The sequence below is a fragment of the Streptomyces sp. NPDC046860 genome (assembly GCF_040645115.1).
GTDB lineage: Bacteria > Actinomycetota > Actinomycetes > Streptomycetales > Streptomycetaceae > Streptomyces.
The window spans coordinates 117,418-134,660 of record NZ_JBEYXQ010000005.1 but is presented as its reverse complement, the minus strand read 5'-3'; the positions used below and the strand labels follow the sequence as shown (position 1 = coordinate 134,660).

Sequence of the window (17,243 nt, the reverse complement as noted above, 5' to 3'; positions counted from 1 at the left end):
CAGGGGAGAGGGAAGCACAGCCATGAGCGTGTTCGCGCAGGTGATCTACATCGCGCTGATGGTGTTCCTCGTCATCCTGATCTTCCGGCTGGTCATGGACTATGTCTTCCAGTTCGCCCGCTCGTGGCAACCCGGCAAGGCGATGGTGGTCGTACTGGAGGCCACCTACACTGTCACCGATCCACCGTTGAAGCTTCTGCGGCGGTTCATCCCGCCGTTGCGGCTCGGGGGCGTGGCACTCGACCTGTCCTTCTTCGTCCTGATGATCATCGTCTACATCCTCATCTCCGTGGCGGGGAGCTTCGTGCGATGAGGGTGGACGATACGGTCTTGCCGACTGCCGATGACTACGTTGAGGTGAAGAGATGCCGTTGACCCCCGAGGACGTGCGGAACAAGCAGTTCACGACCGTCCGCCTCCGAGAAGGCTATGACGAGGACGAGGTCGATGCCTTCCTCGACGAGGTCGAAGCCGAACTGACCCGTCTGCTGCGCGAGAACGAGGACCTGCGCGCCAAGCTGGCCGCCGCCACGCGTGCCGCCGCGCAGAACCAGCAGAACATGCGCAAGCCCCCGGAGCAGCAGGACCAGCAGCAGCAGGGCATGCGCGGTCCCGGCGCCCCGGTGCCCGCCGGGATATCGGGCCCGCCGCAGCAGCAGATGGGCGGCCCCATGGGCGGCCCGCCCCAGCTGCCGAGCGGTGCCCCGCAGCTCCCCGCCGGTCCCGGCGGACAGGGCGGCCCGCAGGGTCCCGGCCCCATGGGCCAGGGCCAGATGGGCCCCGGTCCGATGGGCCAGGGTCAGGGACAGATGGGCCAGGGCCAGATGGGTCCCGGTCCGATGGGTCAGGGCCCCGGTCCCATGGGTCAGGGTCCCGGTCCGATGGGCCAGGGTCCGATGGGCGGCCAGCCGCCCATGCCGCAGCAGATGGGCGGCCCCATGGGCGGTCCGATGGGCGGCCCCGGCCTGCCCGGTCAGGGTGGCCCCGGCGGCGACAGCGCCGCGCGTGTCCTCTCGCTGGCCCAGCAGACCGCCGACCAGGCGATCGCCGAGGCCCGCTCCGAGGCCAACAAGATCGTCGGTGAGGCCCGCAGCCGCGCCGAGGGTCTGGAGCGCGACGCCCGGGCCAAGGCCGACGCCCTGGAGCGGGACGCGCAGGAGAAGCACCGCGTCGCCATGGGCTCCCTGGAGTCCGCCCGCGCCACGCTGGAGCGCAAGGTCGAGGACCTGCGCGGCTTCGAGCGCGAGTACCGGACGCGTCTGAAGTCGTACCTGGAGTCTCAGCTCCGTCAGCTCGAGACGCAGGCCGACGACTCGCTCGCTCCGCCGCGCACCCCGGCCGCCCCGTCCCTGCCGCCGTCCCCGTCGCCCTCGATGGCGCCGGCCGGTGCGGGTGCCCCGTCCTACGGCGGCGGCAACCAGGGCATGGGTGCCCCGCAGTCGCCCGCCGGTCCGTCCTACGGCGGCCAGCAGCAGATGACGCCGGCCATGACCCAGCCGATGGCTCCGGTCCGGCCGCAGGGCCCGTCCCCGATGGGTCAGGCTCCCTCGCCGATGCGCGGGTTCCTGATCGACGAGGACGACAACTGACGGCCGCGTAAGGCCAAGCAGTACGCCATAGGCGTCGGCAGCGCCCAGGGCGGCCCCCGGACTCCGGTCCGGGGGCCGCCCTGTTTTACGCGCGTTGCGAGGGGTTGCTGATCAGCCGAACCCGAAAAGCAGGACGGCGGCCACCCCGTACAGGGGCAGCCGCCGTCGATCAGGCGGAGTGTTACGCCTTGCGCAGACGGAACGTCAGGGACAGTCCCTCGTCCACGAAAGCCTCGCCGAAGCTGTCGTCCGCCTCGCCCTGGGCGAAGTCCGTGGCGAGGACCTCCTCCGCGATGAGCCCCGCGTGCGCGGACAGCGCCTCCACGGCCGCGGGGTCGCCGGCCGACCAGCGCAGCGCGATCCGGTCCGCCACGTCCAGGCCGCTGTTCTTGCGCGCCTCCTGGATCAGCCGGATCGCGTCCCGGGCGAGTCCGGCCCGGCGCAGCTCCTCGGTGATCTCCAGGTCCAGCGCGACCGTCGCACCGGAGTCGGACGCCACCGACCAGCCCTCGCGCGGCGTCTCCGTGATGATCACCTCGTCCGGGGCGAGAGCGACCGTCTCCCCGTCGACCTCGACCGAGGCGGTGCCCTCGCGCAGCGCCAGGGACAGGGCGGCGGCGTCGGCGGCGGCGACCGCCTTGGCCACGTCCTGCACCCGCTTGCCGAACCGCTTGCCCAGCGCGCGGAAGTTGGCCTTGGCGGTGGTGTCCACCAGCGAGCCGCCGACCTCCGACAGCGAGGCCAGGGACTCGACGTTCAGCTCCTCGGTGATCTGCGCGCGCAGTTCGGCGCCGAGGGCGTCGAAGCCGGCGGCGCCGACCAGGGCGCGGGAGAGCGGCTGACGGGTCTTCACGCCGGACTCGGCGCGCGTGGCGCGGCCCAGCTCCACCAGACGCCGGACCAGGACCATGCGCTTCGACAGCTCGGGGTCGATCGCGGACAGGTCGGCCTCGGGCCAGGTGGACAGGTGCACGGACTCCGGGGCGTCCGGGGTCACCGGCACGATCAGGTCCTGCCAGACCCGCTCGGCGATGAAGGGGGTGATCGGCGCCATGAGCTGGGTGACCGTCTCGACCACCTCGTGCAGGGTGCGCAGCGCGGCCTTGTCGCCCTGCCAGAACCGGCGGCGCGAGCGGCGCACGTACCAGTTCGACAGGTCGTCCACGAACGCGGAGAGCAGCTTGCCGGCGCGCTGGGTGTCGTACGCCTCCAGCGCCTGGGTCACCTGGTCGGTGAGGGCGTGGAGTTCGGACAGCAGCCAGCGGTCCAGCAGCGGGCGGTCGGCCGGGGCCGGGTCCGCCGCGCTCGGGGCCCAGCCGGAGGTGCGGGCGTACAGCGCCTGGAAGGCGACCGTGTTCCAGTAGGTCAGGAGCGTCTTGCGGACGACCTCCTGGATGGTGCCGTGGCCGACGCGGCGGGCCGCCCAGGGCGAGCCGCCGGCCGCCATGAACCAGCGCACCGCGTCCGCGCCGTGCTGGTCCATGAGCGGGATGGGCTCCAGGGTGTTGCCCAGGTGCTTGGACATCTTGCGGCCGTCCTCGGCGAGGATGTGGCCGAGGCACACGACGTTCTCATACGAGGACTGGTCGAACACCAGGGTGCCGACGGCCATCAGCGTGTAGAACCAGCCGCGGGTCTGGTCGATCGCCTCGGAGATGAACTGCGCCGGGTACCGGCTCTCGAACAGCTCCTTGTTCTTGTGCGGGTAGCCCCACTGCGCGAACGGCATCGAACCCGAGTCGTACCAGGCGTCGATGACCTCGGGCACGCGTGTGGCCGTGTCGCCGCACTCGGGGCAGGGGAAGGTCACGGCGTCGATGTACGGGCGGTGCGGGTCCAGGCCGGACTGGTCGGTGCCGGTCAGCTCGCTCAGCTCGGCGCGGGAGCCGACGACCGTGAGGTGGTCGTTGTCGCAGGTCCAGACCGGGAGCGGGGTGCCCCAGTAGCGGTTGCGGGACAGCGCCCAGTCGATGTTGTTGCTCAGCCAGTCGCCGAAGCGGCCGTGCTTGACGGTCTCCGGGAACCAGTTGGTGCCCTCGTTCTCCGCGAGCATCCGGTCCTTGACGGCGGTGGTGCGGATGTACCAGGACGGCTGGGCGTAGTAGAGCAGCGCGGTGTGGCAGCGCCAGCAGTGCGGGTAGCTGTGCTCGTAGGGCAGGTGGCGGAAGAGCAGGCCGCGCTCGCGCAGGTCCTCGGTGAGCTGCTCGTCGGCCTTCTTGAAGAAGACGCCGCCGACCAGCGGGAGGTCCTCCTCGAAGGTGCCGTCGGGGCGGACCGGGTTGACCACGGGCAGGCCGTAGGCGCGGCAGACCAGGAGGTCGTCCGCGCCGAAGGCGGGGGACTGGTGGACCAGACCGGTGCCGTCCTCGGTGGTGACGTACTCCGCGTTGACCACGTAGTGCGCGGGCTCCGGGAACTCCACCAGCTCGAAGGGACGCTGGTAGGTCCAGCGCTCCATCTCGGCGCCGGTGAAGGACTGGCCGGTGGTCTCCCAGCCCTCGCCGAGCGCCTTCTCCACCAGCGGCTCGGCGACGACGACCTTCTCCGTACCGTCGGTGGCGACGACGTAGGTGACCTCCGGGTGGGCGGCGACGGCCGTGTTGGACACCAGGGTCCACGGGGTCGTCGTCCACACCAGCAACGACGCCTGGCCGGCGAGCGGGCCGGAGGTGAGCGGGAAGCGGACGTAGACCGAGGGGTCGACGACCGTCTCGTAGCCCTGCGCCAGCTCGTGGTCGGACAGGCCGGTGCCGCAGCGGGGGCACCAGGGGGCGACCCGGTGGTCCTGGACCAGCAGGCCCTTGTCGAAGATCTGCTTGAGCGACCACCACACCGAGTCGATGTACTCGGGGTCCATCGTGCGGTACGGGTCCTCGAGGTCCGTCCAGTACCCCATGCGGGTCGTGAGCTCGGCGAAGGCGTCCGTGTGCCGGGTCACCGACTCGCGGCACTTGGCGTTGAACTCGGCGATGCCGTACGCCTCGATGTCCTTCTTGCCGGAGAAGCCAAGCTCCTTCTCGACCGCCAGCTCGACCGGCAGGCCGTGGCAGTCCCAGCCCGCCTTGCGGCCGACGTGGTAGCCGCGCATGGTGCGGAAGCGGGGGAACACGTCCTTGAAGACGCGGGCCTCGATGTGGTGCGCGCCCGGCATGCCGTTCGCGGTCGGCGGGCCCTCGTAGAACACCCACTCGGGGCGGCCCTCGGACTGCTCCAGGGTCTTGGCGAAGATCTTCTGGTCGCGCCAGAAGTCGAGCACCGCGTGCTCAAGCGCGGGCAGGTCGACCTGGGCGGGCACCTGGCGGTACGTCGGCGCTGTCATCTGCGAGCATCCTCCAACGGAACTTGCTGCCTTCCGTCGGAGGGACGAGAGCGTTCTTCCTGTTCACGCCGTGTGCGGCGCGCTCCCGCGGTACCACCCTCCTTGGCCCGCCACCGGTGTCCGTCCGGCGGTGAGCCCCCTCATTGGGGTCGCGAAGCCGGTTCTACTTGCCCCTGAGGGGCTTTCCTCCGGCGGCTCCGGGGTGATCTTCACATCGCGCTCGCCACCGGGCTTCCACCGACCCCGGCTCGCTCTGGGCTGCGATACGACGCTACTCGTCCCCATCCACGCTTCTCGCTCCCCCCAGTGTACGGCGCCCCGCCGACAGCGGCCGACCGCTTTTCCCGGGCGGCGCGTGACCCGAACGGCGGCTGTCGCGGCACGGCGGGTTACACGCCGGGGAGCTGGGCACAACGGATGCAGGTCTGCTGCGCGGGGGGCGCGGGGCGGGCGAATCGGGCGGCGTGCCCCGTTGCCGCGGAACCAAAGTCGATTTATCGTCCCAGCACGATTCGCCTGCGACATCACATATGTGAAGGGGCCCCGGCCATGGTGGCGAAGAAGACCTCCGGCGGTTCGGCGGGAAGGGGGAGCGGGCGGCCGGGAACGGCTGCCGGCAAGGCGGCCGCGCGCGCTCCCGCCGGGAAGACGGCTGCCGGGACACGGAAGGGTGCCGAGCCGGACGAGAAGGCCGGCGCGGGGAAGACCAGTGCCAGGAAGGCGTCCGCTGGGCGGGCGGCCGGTGAGAAGACGGGCGGCGAGACGGTGACTCCCAGGAAGACGGCCGCCAAGGCCACCGCGGCCGAGGCGGCGACCCCCCGGGGCACGACGGCCGGGAAGACGGCCGCGGCCAAGAAGACCGCGGCCAAGAAGACCGCGGCCAAGAAGACGGCGAAGAAGGCACCCGCCAAGAAGACGGCCGCCGAGAAGACCGCGGCCAAGAAGACCGCCACCGCGAAGAAGACGGCCGCCAGGAAGAGCACGGCCGGGAAGACGGGAGCCACCAGGGTGGTCGCGAAGAAGACGTCCGGCACGGCCACGGCCCCCGAGAGCGCCCTGGCCACGGCCCGCCTGGCCGCCGTGGCACCCGGAGACCTGGCCGTACGCCCCGGCGAGGACCCCTGGACCCCGGAGGAGGTCGCCGAGGCGCGCGCGGAGCTGGCCTCCGAGGCGGACCGGCTGAGCACGGAGATCAGCTCCTCCGAGGCGTCCCTGGTCGGCATGATGCGCGACTCGGCCGACGGCGCGGGCGACGACGAGGCCGACACCGGCAGCAAGAACATCACCCGCGAGCACGAGCTGGCGCTGGCCGCCAACGCGCGCGAGATGCTCAGCCAGACCGAGCGCGCCCTCGAACGGCTGGACGCGGGCACCTACGGCCTGTGCGAGAACTGCGGCAACCCCATCGGCAAGGCCCGTATGCAGGCGTTCCCCCGCGCCACCCTGTGCGTGGAGTGCAAGCAGAAGCAGGAACGCCGCTCCTGACCTCCGGGTCCGCTCTCCGCCGCCCCGGGGGCCGTGCCGTACTCTCTCCTTGGTCAGGCACCTAGGTTGAGGGACTCACGTGGCAGAGGCGGAGCGCATCATCGGTACGCCGGACACTCCGGAGGACAGCGGGGAGCGGGCACAGGCCCCCGCGCCGAGGACCGGCCGCGGCCGCCGGATCGCCGTGCTGTTCGCGGTGGCCGCGTTCGCCTACGCCCTCGACCTCGGCAGCAAGCTCCTGGTGGTGGCCAAGCTGGAGCACCACGCCCCGATCCAGCTGGTCGGGGACCTTCTGGAGCTGCACGCGATCCGCAACCCCGGCGCCGCCTTCGGCTTCGGCGCGGCCTTCACGATCATCTTCACGGTGATCGCGGCCGCCGTGATCGTGGTGATCATCCGGCTGGCCCGCAAGCTCTACAGCTTCCCCTGGGCCGTCGCGCTCGGCCTGCTGCTCGGCGGCGCCCTCGGCAACCTCACCGACCGGATCTTCCGCGCCCCCGGCGTCTTCCAGGGCGAGGTCGTCGACTTCATCGCGCCCCGCGGCTTCGCCGTGTTCAACCTGGCGGACTCCGCGATCGTGTGCGGCGGCATCCTGATCGTGCTGCTCTCCTTCCGCGGCCTGGACCCGGACGGCACCGTCCACAAGGACTGACGGGCCCCCGCACCGGTTTTCCACAGGCTCGTTCGGTGGCCTCGGGCCCGTCCGTCATACTCGACGGGTGAGCACGTTTCCCGAGATCCGAACCCTGCCCGTGCCCGACGGCCTGGAGGGCGAGCGCGTCGACGCCGCCATCTCCCGGATGTTCGGCTTCTCCCGCACGAAGGCGGCCGAGCTGGCCGCGGCCGGCAAGGTCCAGGTCGACGGCGCCGTGGTCGGCAAGTCCGAGCGCGTGCACGGCGGCGCCTGGCTGGAGGTGGAGATGCCGCAGGCACCTGCCCCGGTGCAGATCGTCGCCGAGCCGGTCGAGGGCATGGAGATCGTGTACGACGACGACGACGTGGTCGTCATCGTCAAGCCCGTCGGCGTGGCCGCGCACCCCTCGCCCGGCTGGACCGGCCCGACCGTCATCGGCGGCCTCGCCGCCGCCGGGTACCGGATCTCCACCTCCGGCGCCGCCGAGCGCCAGGGCATCGTGCACCGCCTCGACGTCGGTACCTCCGGGCTGATGGTGGTCGCCAAGTCCGAGCGCGCCTACACCTCGCTCAAGCGCCAGTTCAAGGAGCGCACGGTCGACAAGCGCTACCACACCCTGGTCCAGGGCCACCCGGACCCGACGAGCGGCACGATCGACGCCCCCATCGGCCGCCACCCCCAGCACGACTACAAGTGGGCCGTCACCGCCGAGGGCAAGCCATCGGTCACCCACTACGACCTCATCGAGGCGTTCCGCGCCGCCTCCCTGCTGGACGTGAAGCTGGAGACGGGCCGCACCCACCAGATCCGCGTCCACATGGCCGCCCACCGCCACCCCTGCGTCGGCGACCTGACCTACGGCGCCGACCCCACCCTCTCCAAGCGCCTCAAGCTGGAGCGCCAGTGGCTGCACGCGGTCCGGCTCGGCTTCGAGCACCCGGGGGACGGCCAGTGGGTGGAGTTCGAGAGCGACTACCCCGACGACCTCAGCAGCGCCCTGGAGCGGGTCCGCGAGGAGACCTACGCGTGAGCGTCCCGTACACCGTCCGGATCGCCGAGGACCCCGCCGACCGCGAGGCGTGCTTCGCGGTCCGCAAGGACGTCTTCGTCGGCGAGCAGGGCGTCCCGCAGGACATCGAGTACGACGCCCATGACGCCACGGCCGTGCACGTGCTGGCCATGGGCGAGGACGGTGTGCCGCTCGGCACCGGCCGGCTGCTGCACGGCGAGGCGGCCGCCGCCAAGAACGGTGGGGACGCCTCGGTGGGCTCGCTGGGCCGGCTCGCGGTGAGCCGGCGGGCGCGCGGCCTCGGCGTCGGCGCGGCCCTGGTCCGGGCCATCGAGGACGCGGCCCGCGGGCTCGGCCTCAGCGCCGTCGACCTGCACGCCCAGACCCAGGCCCTCGGTTTCTACGAGCGCCTCGGCTACACCGCGTACGGCCCCGAGTTCCAGGACGCGGGGATCGCGCACCGCGCGATGCGCCGCCCGCTCGGGCCCGCGTAGGACTGCCGTACGAGGCGGGCCGTTGAACGGCCCCGAGCGGTCGGCGTGGCAGGCTGGAGGCTTGCGGTGATCGTTTACCTCCGGAGCGCGCTACGTGGATCAGTTGGCACTGTTGTTCGTGATCCTGCTCGCCGCCCTGGTGAGCGTGCCGGTCGGCGAATACTTCGGACTGCCCGCGCCGGTGCTGATGACGCTGTTCGGCGGGGTGCTCGCCGTGCTGCCCTTCGTGCCGAACGTCGACATCCCGCCCGACCTGATCCTGCCCGCCCTGCTGCCGCCGCTGCTCTACGCGGCCGTGCGGCGCACCTCCTGGCGGCAGTTCGCGGCGAACGTCCGGCCGATCTTCCTGCTGGCCGTCGCCCTGGTCTTCGTGACCATGATCTGCGTGGCCGCCGTCGCCCACGCCATGGTGCCCGGCCTGCCGGTCGCCGCGGCCGTGGCGCTGGGCGCGCTGATCGCCCCGCCCGACCCGGTCGCCGCGACCGCCGTCGCCGGCCAGCTCGGGCTGCCGCGCCGCCTGGTGTCCATCCTGGAGGGCGAGGGGCTGTTCAACGACGTCACCGCGATCGTGCTCTACCACGTGGCCATCGCCGCCGCGGTCAGCGGTGAGTTCTCGCCCTGGGAGGCCGGGCTCGACCTGGTGCTCTCCGCGGTCGTCGCGCTCGTCATCGGGCTCGCCCTCGGCTGGGGCGCCAACAAGCTGATGTCCCTGCTGGGCGACGCCACCCTCCAGATCGGCCTCACCCTGCTGGTGCCCTACGCCTCCTACGTGCTCGCCGAGGAGCTGCACGGCTCCGGCGTGCTCGCGGTGCTCACCACCGCCCTGTTCCTCGCCGAGTACGCCACCGACGCCGACGACGTGATGACCCGGCTGGCCGGACACACCTTCTGGGACATCATCGACACCCTCGTCACCGGCGTCGCCTTCGGACTGATCGGCCTCGAACTGCACAACGCCGTCCGCACCGCCTCCGGCCGCTGGGCCGAGCTGATCGGCTGGGCGGTGGCGGTGGCGGCCGTGGTGATCCTGGTCCGGCTGCTCTGGCTGCTTCCCGCGACCTGGCTGACCAAGCGGCTGCACGCCCGCCGGGACATCGACGAGGAGATCCCGGTCGGCTGGCGCGAGACCGTCGTGATGTGGTGGTCCGGGATGCGTGGCGTGGCCTCGGTCGCGCTGGCCCTCGCCATCCCGCTCACCACCGAGGACGGCGGGCCCTTCCCCGACCGGGACATCATCGTCTTCATCGCGTTCGGCGTGATCATCGCCACCCTCGTGCTCCAGGGGCTCACCCTGCCCCGGCTGGTGCGCAGGCTCGGGGTGCGGGCCGACTCCGAGCAGGAGAAGCACCTCGAGAAGGAACTCGCCGTCCGCGCGACCAAGGCCGCGCGGCGCAAGCTGCGCGAGATCGAGCAGGTCGAGGACCTCCCCGAGGAGCTGTCCGAGCAGATGCTGCGCAGCGCCTACGACATCGGCATCCGCATCAGCCCCGACATGGGCGAGGAGGAGCGCCGGGAGGCGCACCAGAAGCGGGCCCGGCGCCTGAAGCGGGTGCGGAAGATCCAGGCGGAGATGATGAGCGCCGCCCGCCACGAGGTGCTCGCGGCCCGCAGCGAGCCGGGGGCGGACCCGGAGATCGTGGACCGGGTGCTGCGCCATCTCGACGTGCGCAGCATGCGCTGAGCCCCCGGCCGCCGGTTCTCGGCCGGGATCAGAACCGGCCGCCGCGCGGGAACTCGTACGCCTTGCGCAGGGTGGTGCGGTCCGGCGACGGGATCTGGTGCGGGGCGGGCACCGCCTCGGCGGTGTTGACGCGGGGCAGCGCGTACGGGTGCTCGGCGGACAGCCAGGCGATCATCTGCTCGCGGACCGTGACGCGCACCGTCCAGATGTCGTCCGCGTCCTTCGCGGTCACCAGGGCGCGCACCTCGATGGTGTTCTGGGTGGTGTCCGTGACCACCAGGCTGTACGCGCGCCCGTCCCAGGCCGGGCAGTGGCGCAGGATGTCGCGGAGCTTCTCCCGCATCGCCTCCACGGGCGCGCTGTGGTCGAGGTACCAGTAGACGGTGCCGGTCATCTGCGGGGTGCCGCGCGACCAGTTCTCGAACGGGCGCGAGGTGAAGTACGAGACCGGCATGGTGATCCGCCGCTCGTCCCAGGTCCGCACCGTCAGGAAGGTCAGGGTGATCTCCTCGACGGTGCCCCACTCGCCGTCCACCACCACGGTGTCGCCGATGCGCACCATGTCGCCGAAGGCGATCTGGAGCCCCGCGAACAGGTTGGCCAGCGTCGACTGCGCGGCCACGCCCGCCACGATCCCGAGGATGCCGGCGGAGGCCAGCAGCGAGGCGCCGGCCGCGCGCATCTCCGGGAAGGTCAGCAGCATGGCCGCCACGGCGACCACCCCGACCGTCGCGGACACCACCCGCATGATCAGCGTCACCTGGGTGCGCACCCGGCGCACCCGCGCGGAGTCCCGGTGGGCGCGCGCGTAGCGGCTGTACGAGGTCTCCACGACGGCGCCCGCGATCCCGATGACCAGCCAGGCCGTCGACCCGATGAGCACCAGGGTCAGGGTCTGCCCGATGCCCACCCGGTGCTCGCGCAGCCACGGCACTTGGGCGTAGGACCCTCTGAGCAGGGCGGAGAGCAGGACGAGTTGATACGGGACGCGGCAGCGGCGGAGCAGTCCCCACAGCGGGGTCTCGCCGTGCCGTTCGTCGGCCTTGCGCAGCAGCAGGTCGGTGGCCCAGCCGAGCAGCACGGTGAGCGCGACGGCGCCGCCGACCACGGCCAGGGGCCGGATGACGTTCTCCATGAGGGGGAACGTAACCGCCCGACGGCGTCATGAACCTGTGTGTTCGGCCTCCACCCGGGTAGACGGGCCGCGCCGGGGAAAGTCCTGACCTGGCGCGACTGGCACCATGGGGGCATGAACATCATGCTCTTTCACTCGGTCCACGGGCTCACCCCCGGGGCGCGCGACGCGGCGGACCGGCTTCGCGCGGCGGGTCACGAGGTATGGACACCGGACCTCTTCGAGGGCCGCACCTTCGACTCGGTCGAGGAGGGCATGGAGTACCAGAACTCCGTAGGCAAGGAGGAGATCCTCAAGCGGGCCGTGCTCGCCGTCGCCCCCTACTCCGACCGCGGGCTGGTCTACTCGGGGTTCTCGCTCGGCGCCTCGGTCGCCCAGACCCTGGCCCTGGGCGACGACAAGGCGCGCGGGCTGCTGCTCCTCCAGGGCACCTCGGACATCGCGCCGAACGCCCATGTGGACGAGCTTCCGGTGCAGTTGCACGTGGCCGAGCCGGACCCGTTCGAGACGGACGACTGGCTGAGCGCCTGGTACCTGCAGATGGGCCGCGCCGGCGCGGACGTGGAGGTCTACCGCTACCCCGGCGCCGGCCACCTCTACATGGACCGGGACCTGCCCGACTACGACGCCGAGGCCGCCGAGGCCACCTGGCGGACGGCGCTCGGCTTCCTCGACACCCTGTAGCCCTACACCGGGGTGTAGCTCCGCTCGGCCCTCTGGGTGCCGCTGCGGGTGCGGTACGAACGCGCCCACGCGGACGTGGCGTCCGGGTCGGTGCGGTCGGAGACCACGTAGTAGTCCATCTGCGCGCGCTCGGCGGTGATGTCGAGCACGCCGTAGCCGTGGCGGTCGGTGTCGACCCAGTGGACGTGCCGGTTGGCGGCCCGGATGACCGGCGCTGCCACGGCCGATATGCCGCCCTCGGGCACCTTCACGATGTCGTCGAGGTTGTCCGAGGTGAGCGAGGTGACCACGAACTCGGTGGCCGCCGACGGCGACAGCGGGTAGGTGCCCGCGTCGTACGGCACGTCGTTGGCCCAGGCCATGTGGATGTCGCCGGTGAGGAAGACGGTGTTGGCGATGGCGTTGGCCTTGATGTGGGCCAGGAGTTCGCGCCGGTCGTCGGTGTAGCCGTCCCACTGGTCGGTGTTGAGGGCGATGCCCTCCTGCGGCAGCCCGAGCAGCTTCGCCAGCGGCCGGAGCAGGTCGGCGGAGAGGGAGCCCACGGCGAACGGCGAGATCATCACCGAGTTGCCGACCAGCCGCCACTTCGTGTCCGACGCCTTCAGTCCCGCCTTGAGCCAGTCCAGTTGGGCCCGCCCGGTGAGAGTGCGGTCCGGATCGTCGACCGAGCCCGAGGCGGTCGCCGCCTGCTGGGAGCGGAACGAGCGCAGGTCCAGCAGGGACAGGTCGGCCAGCTTGCCGAAGCGCAGCCTGCGGTAGGTGGTGCCGGCGAGCGCGGGGCGGACCGGCATCCACTCGAAGTACGCCTGCTTGGCCGCCGCCTGACGGGCCGCCCAGGCGCCCTCGGCGCCCTCCGTGTGGTTTCCGGCGCCGCCCGACCAGGCGTTGTCCGCGAACTCGTGGTCGTCCCAGATCGCGATGACCGGCGCGGCCAGGTGCAGGGCCTGGAGGTCGGGGTCGGTCTTGTACGTGGCGTGCCGGACGCGGTAGTCGGCCAGGGTGAGGATCTCGTGCGCGGGGGAGTGCGGGCGCACCACGGTGCCCCGGGTGCCGTACTCGCCGGTGCCGTACTCGTAGATGTAGTCGCCCAGGTGCAGCCAGGCGTCCAGGTCGCCGCGGGCCGCGAGGTGGCGGTAGGCGGAGAAGTGGCCCGCCTCCCAGTTGGCGCAGGACACCACGCCGAAGCGAAGCCCGGGCACGGCCGCGTCGGCGGCGGGCGCGGTGCGGGTGCGGGCCACGGGCGACTCGGTGCCGCCGCTGGTGAAGCGGAACCAGTAGTCGGTGCCCGGCTGGAGGCCGCGGATGTCGGCCTTCACCGTGTGGTCGGCGGCCGCCGTGGCGGTGGTGGAGCCGGTGGCGACGACGGAGGTGAACGCCTTGTCGCGGGCCACGACCCAGCCGACCTCGGTGTCCGGGCCGGCCCCGGAGCCGGGGAGGGCCTCGGGCACCGGGGTCACCCGGGTCCAGAGCAGGACGCCGTCGGGCAGCGGGTCGCCGGAGGCGACACCGTGCCGGAAGACGGGAGCGGCGGTGGCGGCGCGGGCCGGGAGCGCGGCGGCGAGCGGCCCGGCCAGGACGGCGCCGGCCGCCGCGGCCTTGACGACCGTACGGCGGCTGGGCGCAAGGGAGTTGCGGGCCGGAGCGGCCTCGGCGGATCTGAGTGGACTGGTCACGGCCGATCAGGTTACTGATCGGTACGGGGAAAGGGCGGGCGAACTCCGAAAGTTCGCCCGCCCTTCACCCGCTCCCCGGCCCCCGGCCGGTCGTCAGCCCTTGAGGGCCTTGGTGATCGCGGTGACGTACTCGGCCTTCGTCATGGGCGCGTTCTGGCCGTCGGAGCCCGTGACCTTCTTGCCGTCCATGATCAGCGTCGGCGTGCCCTGGAAGCTGTACTTCTTGCCGTCCGTGTTGAACTTCTCGCTCATCACCAGCGCCCACTTGTCGTAGGTGCCGTCCTTCACGGCCTTCTGGAAGGCCGCGTTGCCCTTGAGCGCGGGCACGGTGTCCGCCACCTCGATGAGGTAGTCGTCGCTCTTGAACTTGTCGTCCTGCTCGTCGGGGTGGTACTTCGCCGAGTAGAGCGCCGCCTTGTACTTCAGGAAGGCCTCCGGGTCGACGTTCAGGGCCGCGCCGAGCGCGCTGAGCGCGTTCTTGGAGCCCTCGCCCGGGATGTTGTCGTCGATGAAGGTCGCGCCGACGTACTGGACCTTGTACTTGCCGTCCGCGACGTCCTTGTCCACCGTGGCGCCGGACGCCTGCTCGAACTGGGAGCAGACCGGGCAGCGCGGGTCCTCGTACATGGCGAGGGTCTTCTTGGCGCTGTCCTTGCCTATGACGACGGTCGTGCCGTCCTTGCCCGTGGTGTGGGCGGGCTTGACCAGGGTGGCCTTCTTCGCCGCCTCCCAGCCGCTCGGCTTGTTGCCCTGGACGACGGCGTAGCCGATGCCGCCCGCGGCGGCGAGCACCGCCACCACCGACAGGCCGACGATCGCCTGCCGCTTCACCTTGTCCCGCTTGGCCTGGCGCTCGCGCTCCTCGCGCATCCGCTCACGCGCCGCCGTCTTCGCCGCCTGGTTGTTCCGCTTGCTCATGGTGGTGATCTCCATAGAGGACGCGCACATGACGAACGCGGAGTTCGTGGGTGCGCGAGATATGTGTGGGGAAACCTGGTCGTGCCCGGTGTCCGCTCGTCCGCTCAGGGGCGGCCGAGGGCGACGGAGCGCGGCGGTCCGCGCCGTCCCAGGGAGTACGCGAGGAGCAGGGCCCGCGCGGCGGCCGGACGCGGTGCCGGGCGCGGCATGCGGCGGGCCGGGGCGGGCCGGATGCCGACGGCGGCCACCGCCAGCAGCAGCGGCCGGAAGGTGGTCGCGGCGACGGCCCCGACCAGCCCGGCCAGCGCCTGCTCGCCCCGGCGCAGCCACGCGGCGGCCAGCAGGCCCACCCCGATGTGCGCGGCCAGCAGCAGCCAGGCGGCGGCCGGGCCGGTGTGCGCGAGCAGCGCGCCCGCGCGGTCCGGGCCGCCGGAGACGCGGGCCAGCGGGCCGCCCAGGGCGTCGCCCCGGCACAGCAGGTCCAGGCCCACCGCGTGCAGCGGGCCGGTGACCGGGCCGCCGGCCCGGCCGTAGCAGGCGTGCTGGCCGGCGGTGAAGACCGTGTCGGCGGCCAGTTCCAGCGGGATCAGCAGAGCCGCCACCGCCGCGAAGCCGCGCTCGCGGCCCGCCAGGGTGTACGCGGTGGCGAACACCCCGGCGGCGACCGCGAGCACGGTCGCCACCGGCAGCGGGGACCGGGACAGCAGCACGTGCGACGCGGTGCTGAGCGTCACGGTGAAGGCCGTGAACAGCGCCGCGCGCACGGCTCTGAGCTGGGTCCCGGATATGTCCATAGCGAGAGGAGAGTGTGTCACGGACCGCTGTGAGGCACCCGTAAAGGGTCGCGGCGGCCCGTGCGCCCGCCCGGAGCGGCCTAGGACCTGTCTTCCGGATCTTGCCGGGGTCGCGGGGTCTGGCACGCACTCCCCCAAGCTCTGCGAGCAGGGGGGACCCCCAGCCGCGTTGTCGTCACTCTCCCCCAAGCTCTCGACTTCGCTCGAGCAGGGGGGACCCCCACCGCTCCGCGTCGACTCCCTCCTCCGCCTTGCAGCTGCACGCACCAGACCCCGCTCGGGTCGGCCCGAAGGCGCTGCCGACCCAAGCCGGCCTGATCCGGAAGAAAGGCCCTACAGCCCCGGGATGCGGCCGTTGCGGAACAGGTCCAGGAAGATCTGGTGGTCGGCGCGCGCCCGGGCGCCGTAGGCGTGTGCGAAGTCCACCAGGAGGGGCGCGAAGCCCTCCTCGTCGGCGGCGAGCGCGGCGTCGATGGCCCGCTCGGTGGAGAACGGCACCAGGGACTCGCCGGAGGTGTCGTCCGCCGCCGCGTGCATGGTGGCCGTGGCCCGGCCGAGGTCGGCGACGACGGCCGCGATCTCCTCCGGGTCGTCGATGTCGCCCCAGTCCAGGTCGACCGCGTACGGCGAGATCTCGGCGACCAGCTGCCCCGCCCCGTCCAGCTCGGTCCAGCCCAGCCACGGGTCGGCGTGCGCCTGCAGGGCGCGCTGGGAGATCACCGTGCGGTGGCCCTCGTGCTGGAAGTAGCCCCTGATCTCCGGGTCGGTGATGTGCCGGGAGACCGCCGGGGTCTGCGCCTGCTTGATGTAGATCACCACATCGTTCTCCAGGGCGTCGGTCGCGCCCTCCAGCAGGATGTTGTACGAGGGCAGGCCGGCCGAGCCGATGCCGATGCCCCGGCGGCCCACCACGTCCTTGACCCGGTACGACTCCGGGCGGGCCAGCGAGTCCTCCGGCAGGGTCTCCAGGTAGCCGTCGAAGGCCGCCAGCACCTTGTACCGGGTGGCCGCGTCCAGCTCGACCGAGCCGCCGCCGGGCGCGAAGCGGCGCTCGAAGTCGCGGATCTCCGTCATCGAGTCCAGCAGCCCGAACCGGGTCAGCGAGCGGGCGTCCCGCAGCGCGTCCAGCAGCGGGCCCTGCGCGGTGTCCAGGGTGAAGGGCGGCACCTCGTCGTCCTTGGCGCCGGTGGCCAGGGCGCGGATGCGCTCGCGGTAGGCGACGGCGTAGACCGTCACCAGCTCGGTGATCTGCTCGTCGCTGAGCGCCTTCGCGTACCCGATCAGCGCGATGGAGGCGGCGAAGCGCTTGAGGTCCCAGGTGAAGGGGCCGACGTACGCCTCGTCGAAGTCGTTGACGTTGAAGACCAGGCGGCCGCCGGCGTCCATGTAGGTGCCGAAGTTCTCGGCGTGCAGGTCGCCGTGGACCCACACCCGCGAGGTGCGCTCGTCGAGGTACGGTCCGCCGCGCTTCTCCGCCGCGACGTCGTGGTAGAAGAGGCAGGCGGTGCCCCGGTAGAAGGCGAACGCGCTCGCCGCCATCTTGCGGAACTTCACCCGGAACGCTGCCGGGTCGGCGGCCAGCAGCTGACCGAAGGCGGTGTCGAAGACGGCGAGGATCTCCTCGCCGCGCTGCTCGTCGCTGAGCTGGGGAACCGACATCGCGGATGCCTCCTGGTGCGGGATCGTGCGTGACGTGAAAAGAGCGGGAACCTGGCGTGAGCGGTACGCCGGTGCTCCCGCCGTCCACAACGGTCGACGCCGCGCCGGAGTGCCCGGTTCCCCCATGAAGGTACGCGGACGGGACCCGGGGGTGTCAGTGCCGGGGCAT

At 72.0% G+C, this 17,243-nt stretch carries 14 protein-coding genes; 8 read left to right on the top strand and 6 right to left on the bottom strand.

Annotated elements, in window-relative coordinates:
* Nucleotides 1-22 precede the first annotated feature (22 nt).
* Together ABZ898_RS09815 and ABZ898_RS09810 are read left to right on the top strand one after the other, a co-directional pair.
* Complete coding sequence (locus tag ABZ898_RS09815; protein ID WP_361655014.1) at nt 23-313, top strand: YggT family protein; 291 nt, start codon at nt 23-25, stop codon at nt 311-313.
* A gap of 52 nt (nt 314-365) precedes the next feature.
* Nucleotides 366-1,589: a DivIVA domain-containing protein gene (locus tag ABZ898_RS09810; protein ID WP_361655011.1), complete on the top strand. Its 1,224-nt coding sequence runs from the start codon at nt 366-368 to the stop codon at nt 1,587-1,589.
* A 181-nt stretch (nt 1,590-1,770) separates the two neighbouring features.
* Here the strand turns inward: ABZ898_RS09810 and ileS are convergent, their stop codons facing one another.
* The gene (gene ileS, locus ABZ898_RS09805) at nt 1,771-4,908 is read right to left on the bottom strand and encodes an isoleucine--tRNA ligase (RefSeq protein ID WP_361655008.1); all 3,138 of its coding nucleotides are present in this window, start codon (nt 4,906-4,908) and stop codon (nt 1,771-1,773) included.
* 549 nt (nt 4,909-5,457) lie between these two features.
* On the opposite strand from ileS, the gene ABZ898_RS09800 reads away from it, so the two are divergent.
* From ABZ898_RS09800 to ABZ898_RS09780, 5 genes are all read left to right on the top strand, one after another.
* On the top strand, nt 5,458-6,393 hold the full coding sequence (locus tag ABZ898_RS09800) for a TraR/DksA family transcriptional regulator (RefSeq protein ID WP_361655005.1): 936 nt from the start codon (nt 5,458-5,460) through the stop codon (nt 6,391-6,393).
* A gap of 79 nt (nt 6,394-6,472) precedes the next feature.
* Nucleotides 6,473-7,045, top strand: coding sequence for a signal peptidase II (gene lspA, locus ABZ898_RS09795; RefSeq protein ID WP_361655003.1), 573 nt, complete (start codon nt 6,473-6,475; stop codon nt 7,043-7,045).
* Nucleotides 7,046-7,112: 67 nt separating this feature from the next.
* The gene (locus ABZ898_RS09790) at nt 7,113-8,057 is read left to right on the top strand and encodes an RluA family pseudouridine synthase (protein ID WP_361655000.1); all 945 of its coding nucleotides are present in this window, start codon (nt 7,113-7,115) and stop codon (nt 8,055-8,057) included.
* The gene (locus ABZ898_RS09785; RefSeq protein ID WP_361654997.1) at nt 8,054-8,530 is read left to right on the top strand and encodes a GNAT family N-acetyltransferase; all 477 of its coding nucleotides are present in this window, start codon (nt 8,054-8,056) and stop codon (nt 8,528-8,530) included. Before ABZ898_RS09790 ends, ABZ898_RS09785 begins: the two co-directional genes overlap by 4 nt.
* A 94-nt stretch (nt 8,531-8,624) precedes the next feature.
* Nucleotides 8,625-10,211: a Na+/H+ antiporter gene (locus ABZ898_RS09780; protein WP_361654994.1), complete on the top strand. Its 1,587-nt coding sequence runs from the start codon at nt 8,625-8,627 to the stop codon at nt 10,209-10,211.
* 28 nt (nt 10,212-10,239) lie between these two features.
* Here ABZ898_RS09780 and ABZ898_RS09775 read toward each other — a convergent pair whose 3' ends face one another.
* Nucleotides 10,240-11,346 carry a mechanosensitive ion channel domain-containing protein gene (locus ABZ898_RS09775; protein WP_361654991.1) on the bottom strand — a complete coding sequence of 369 codons (1,107 nt, stop codon included), beginning with the start codon at nt 11,344-11,346 and terminating at the stop codon, nt 10,240-10,242.
* A 114-nt stretch (nt 11,347-11,460) separates the two neighbouring features.
* Between ABZ898_RS09775 and ABZ898_RS09770 the strand changes: the two genes are divergently transcribed.
* Nucleotides 11,461-12,030 (top strand): dienelactone hydrolase family protein, encoded by a 570-nt coding sequence (locus tag ABZ898_RS09770; RefSeq protein WP_361654988.1) that lies wholly within the window; start codon nt 11,461-11,463, stop codon nt 12,028-12,030.
* A 2-nt stretch (nt 12,031-12,032) separates the two neighbouring features.
* Here the strand turns inward: ABZ898_RS09770 and ABZ898_RS09765 are convergent, their stop codons facing one another.
* The 4 genes from ABZ898_RS09765 to ABZ898_RS09750 all read right to left on the bottom strand — a co-directional run bounded on the left by ABZ898_RS09765 (nt 12,033) and on the right by ABZ898_RS09750 (nt 17,074).
* Nucleotides 12,033-13,703: an alkaline phosphatase D family protein gene (locus ABZ898_RS09765; protein ID WP_361654985.1), complete on the bottom strand. Its 1,671-nt coding sequence runs from the start codon at nt 13,701-13,703 to the stop codon at nt 12,033-12,035.
* A 93-nt stretch (nt 13,704-13,796) separates the two neighbouring features.
* Nucleotides 13,797-14,621 (bottom strand): thioredoxin domain-containing protein, encoded by an 825-nt coding sequence (locus ABZ898_RS09760; RefSeq protein ID WP_361654982.1) that lies wholly within the window; start codon nt 14,619-14,621, stop codon nt 13,797-13,799.
* Between the two features lie 104 nt (nt 14,622-14,725).
* Complete coding sequence (locus tag ABZ898_RS09755; protein ID WP_361654980.1) at nt 14,726-15,415, bottom strand: hypothetical protein; 690 nt, start codon at nt 15,413-15,415, stop codon at nt 14,726-14,728.
* Nucleotides 15,416-15,748: 333 nt separating this feature from the next.
* Nucleotides 15,749-17,074 (bottom strand): DUF2252 domain-containing protein, encoded by a 1,326-nt coding sequence (locus tag ABZ898_RS09750; protein ID WP_361654977.1) that lies wholly within the window; start codon nt 17,072-17,074, stop codon nt 15,749-15,751.
* Nucleotides 17,075-17,243 lie beyond the last annotated feature (169 nt).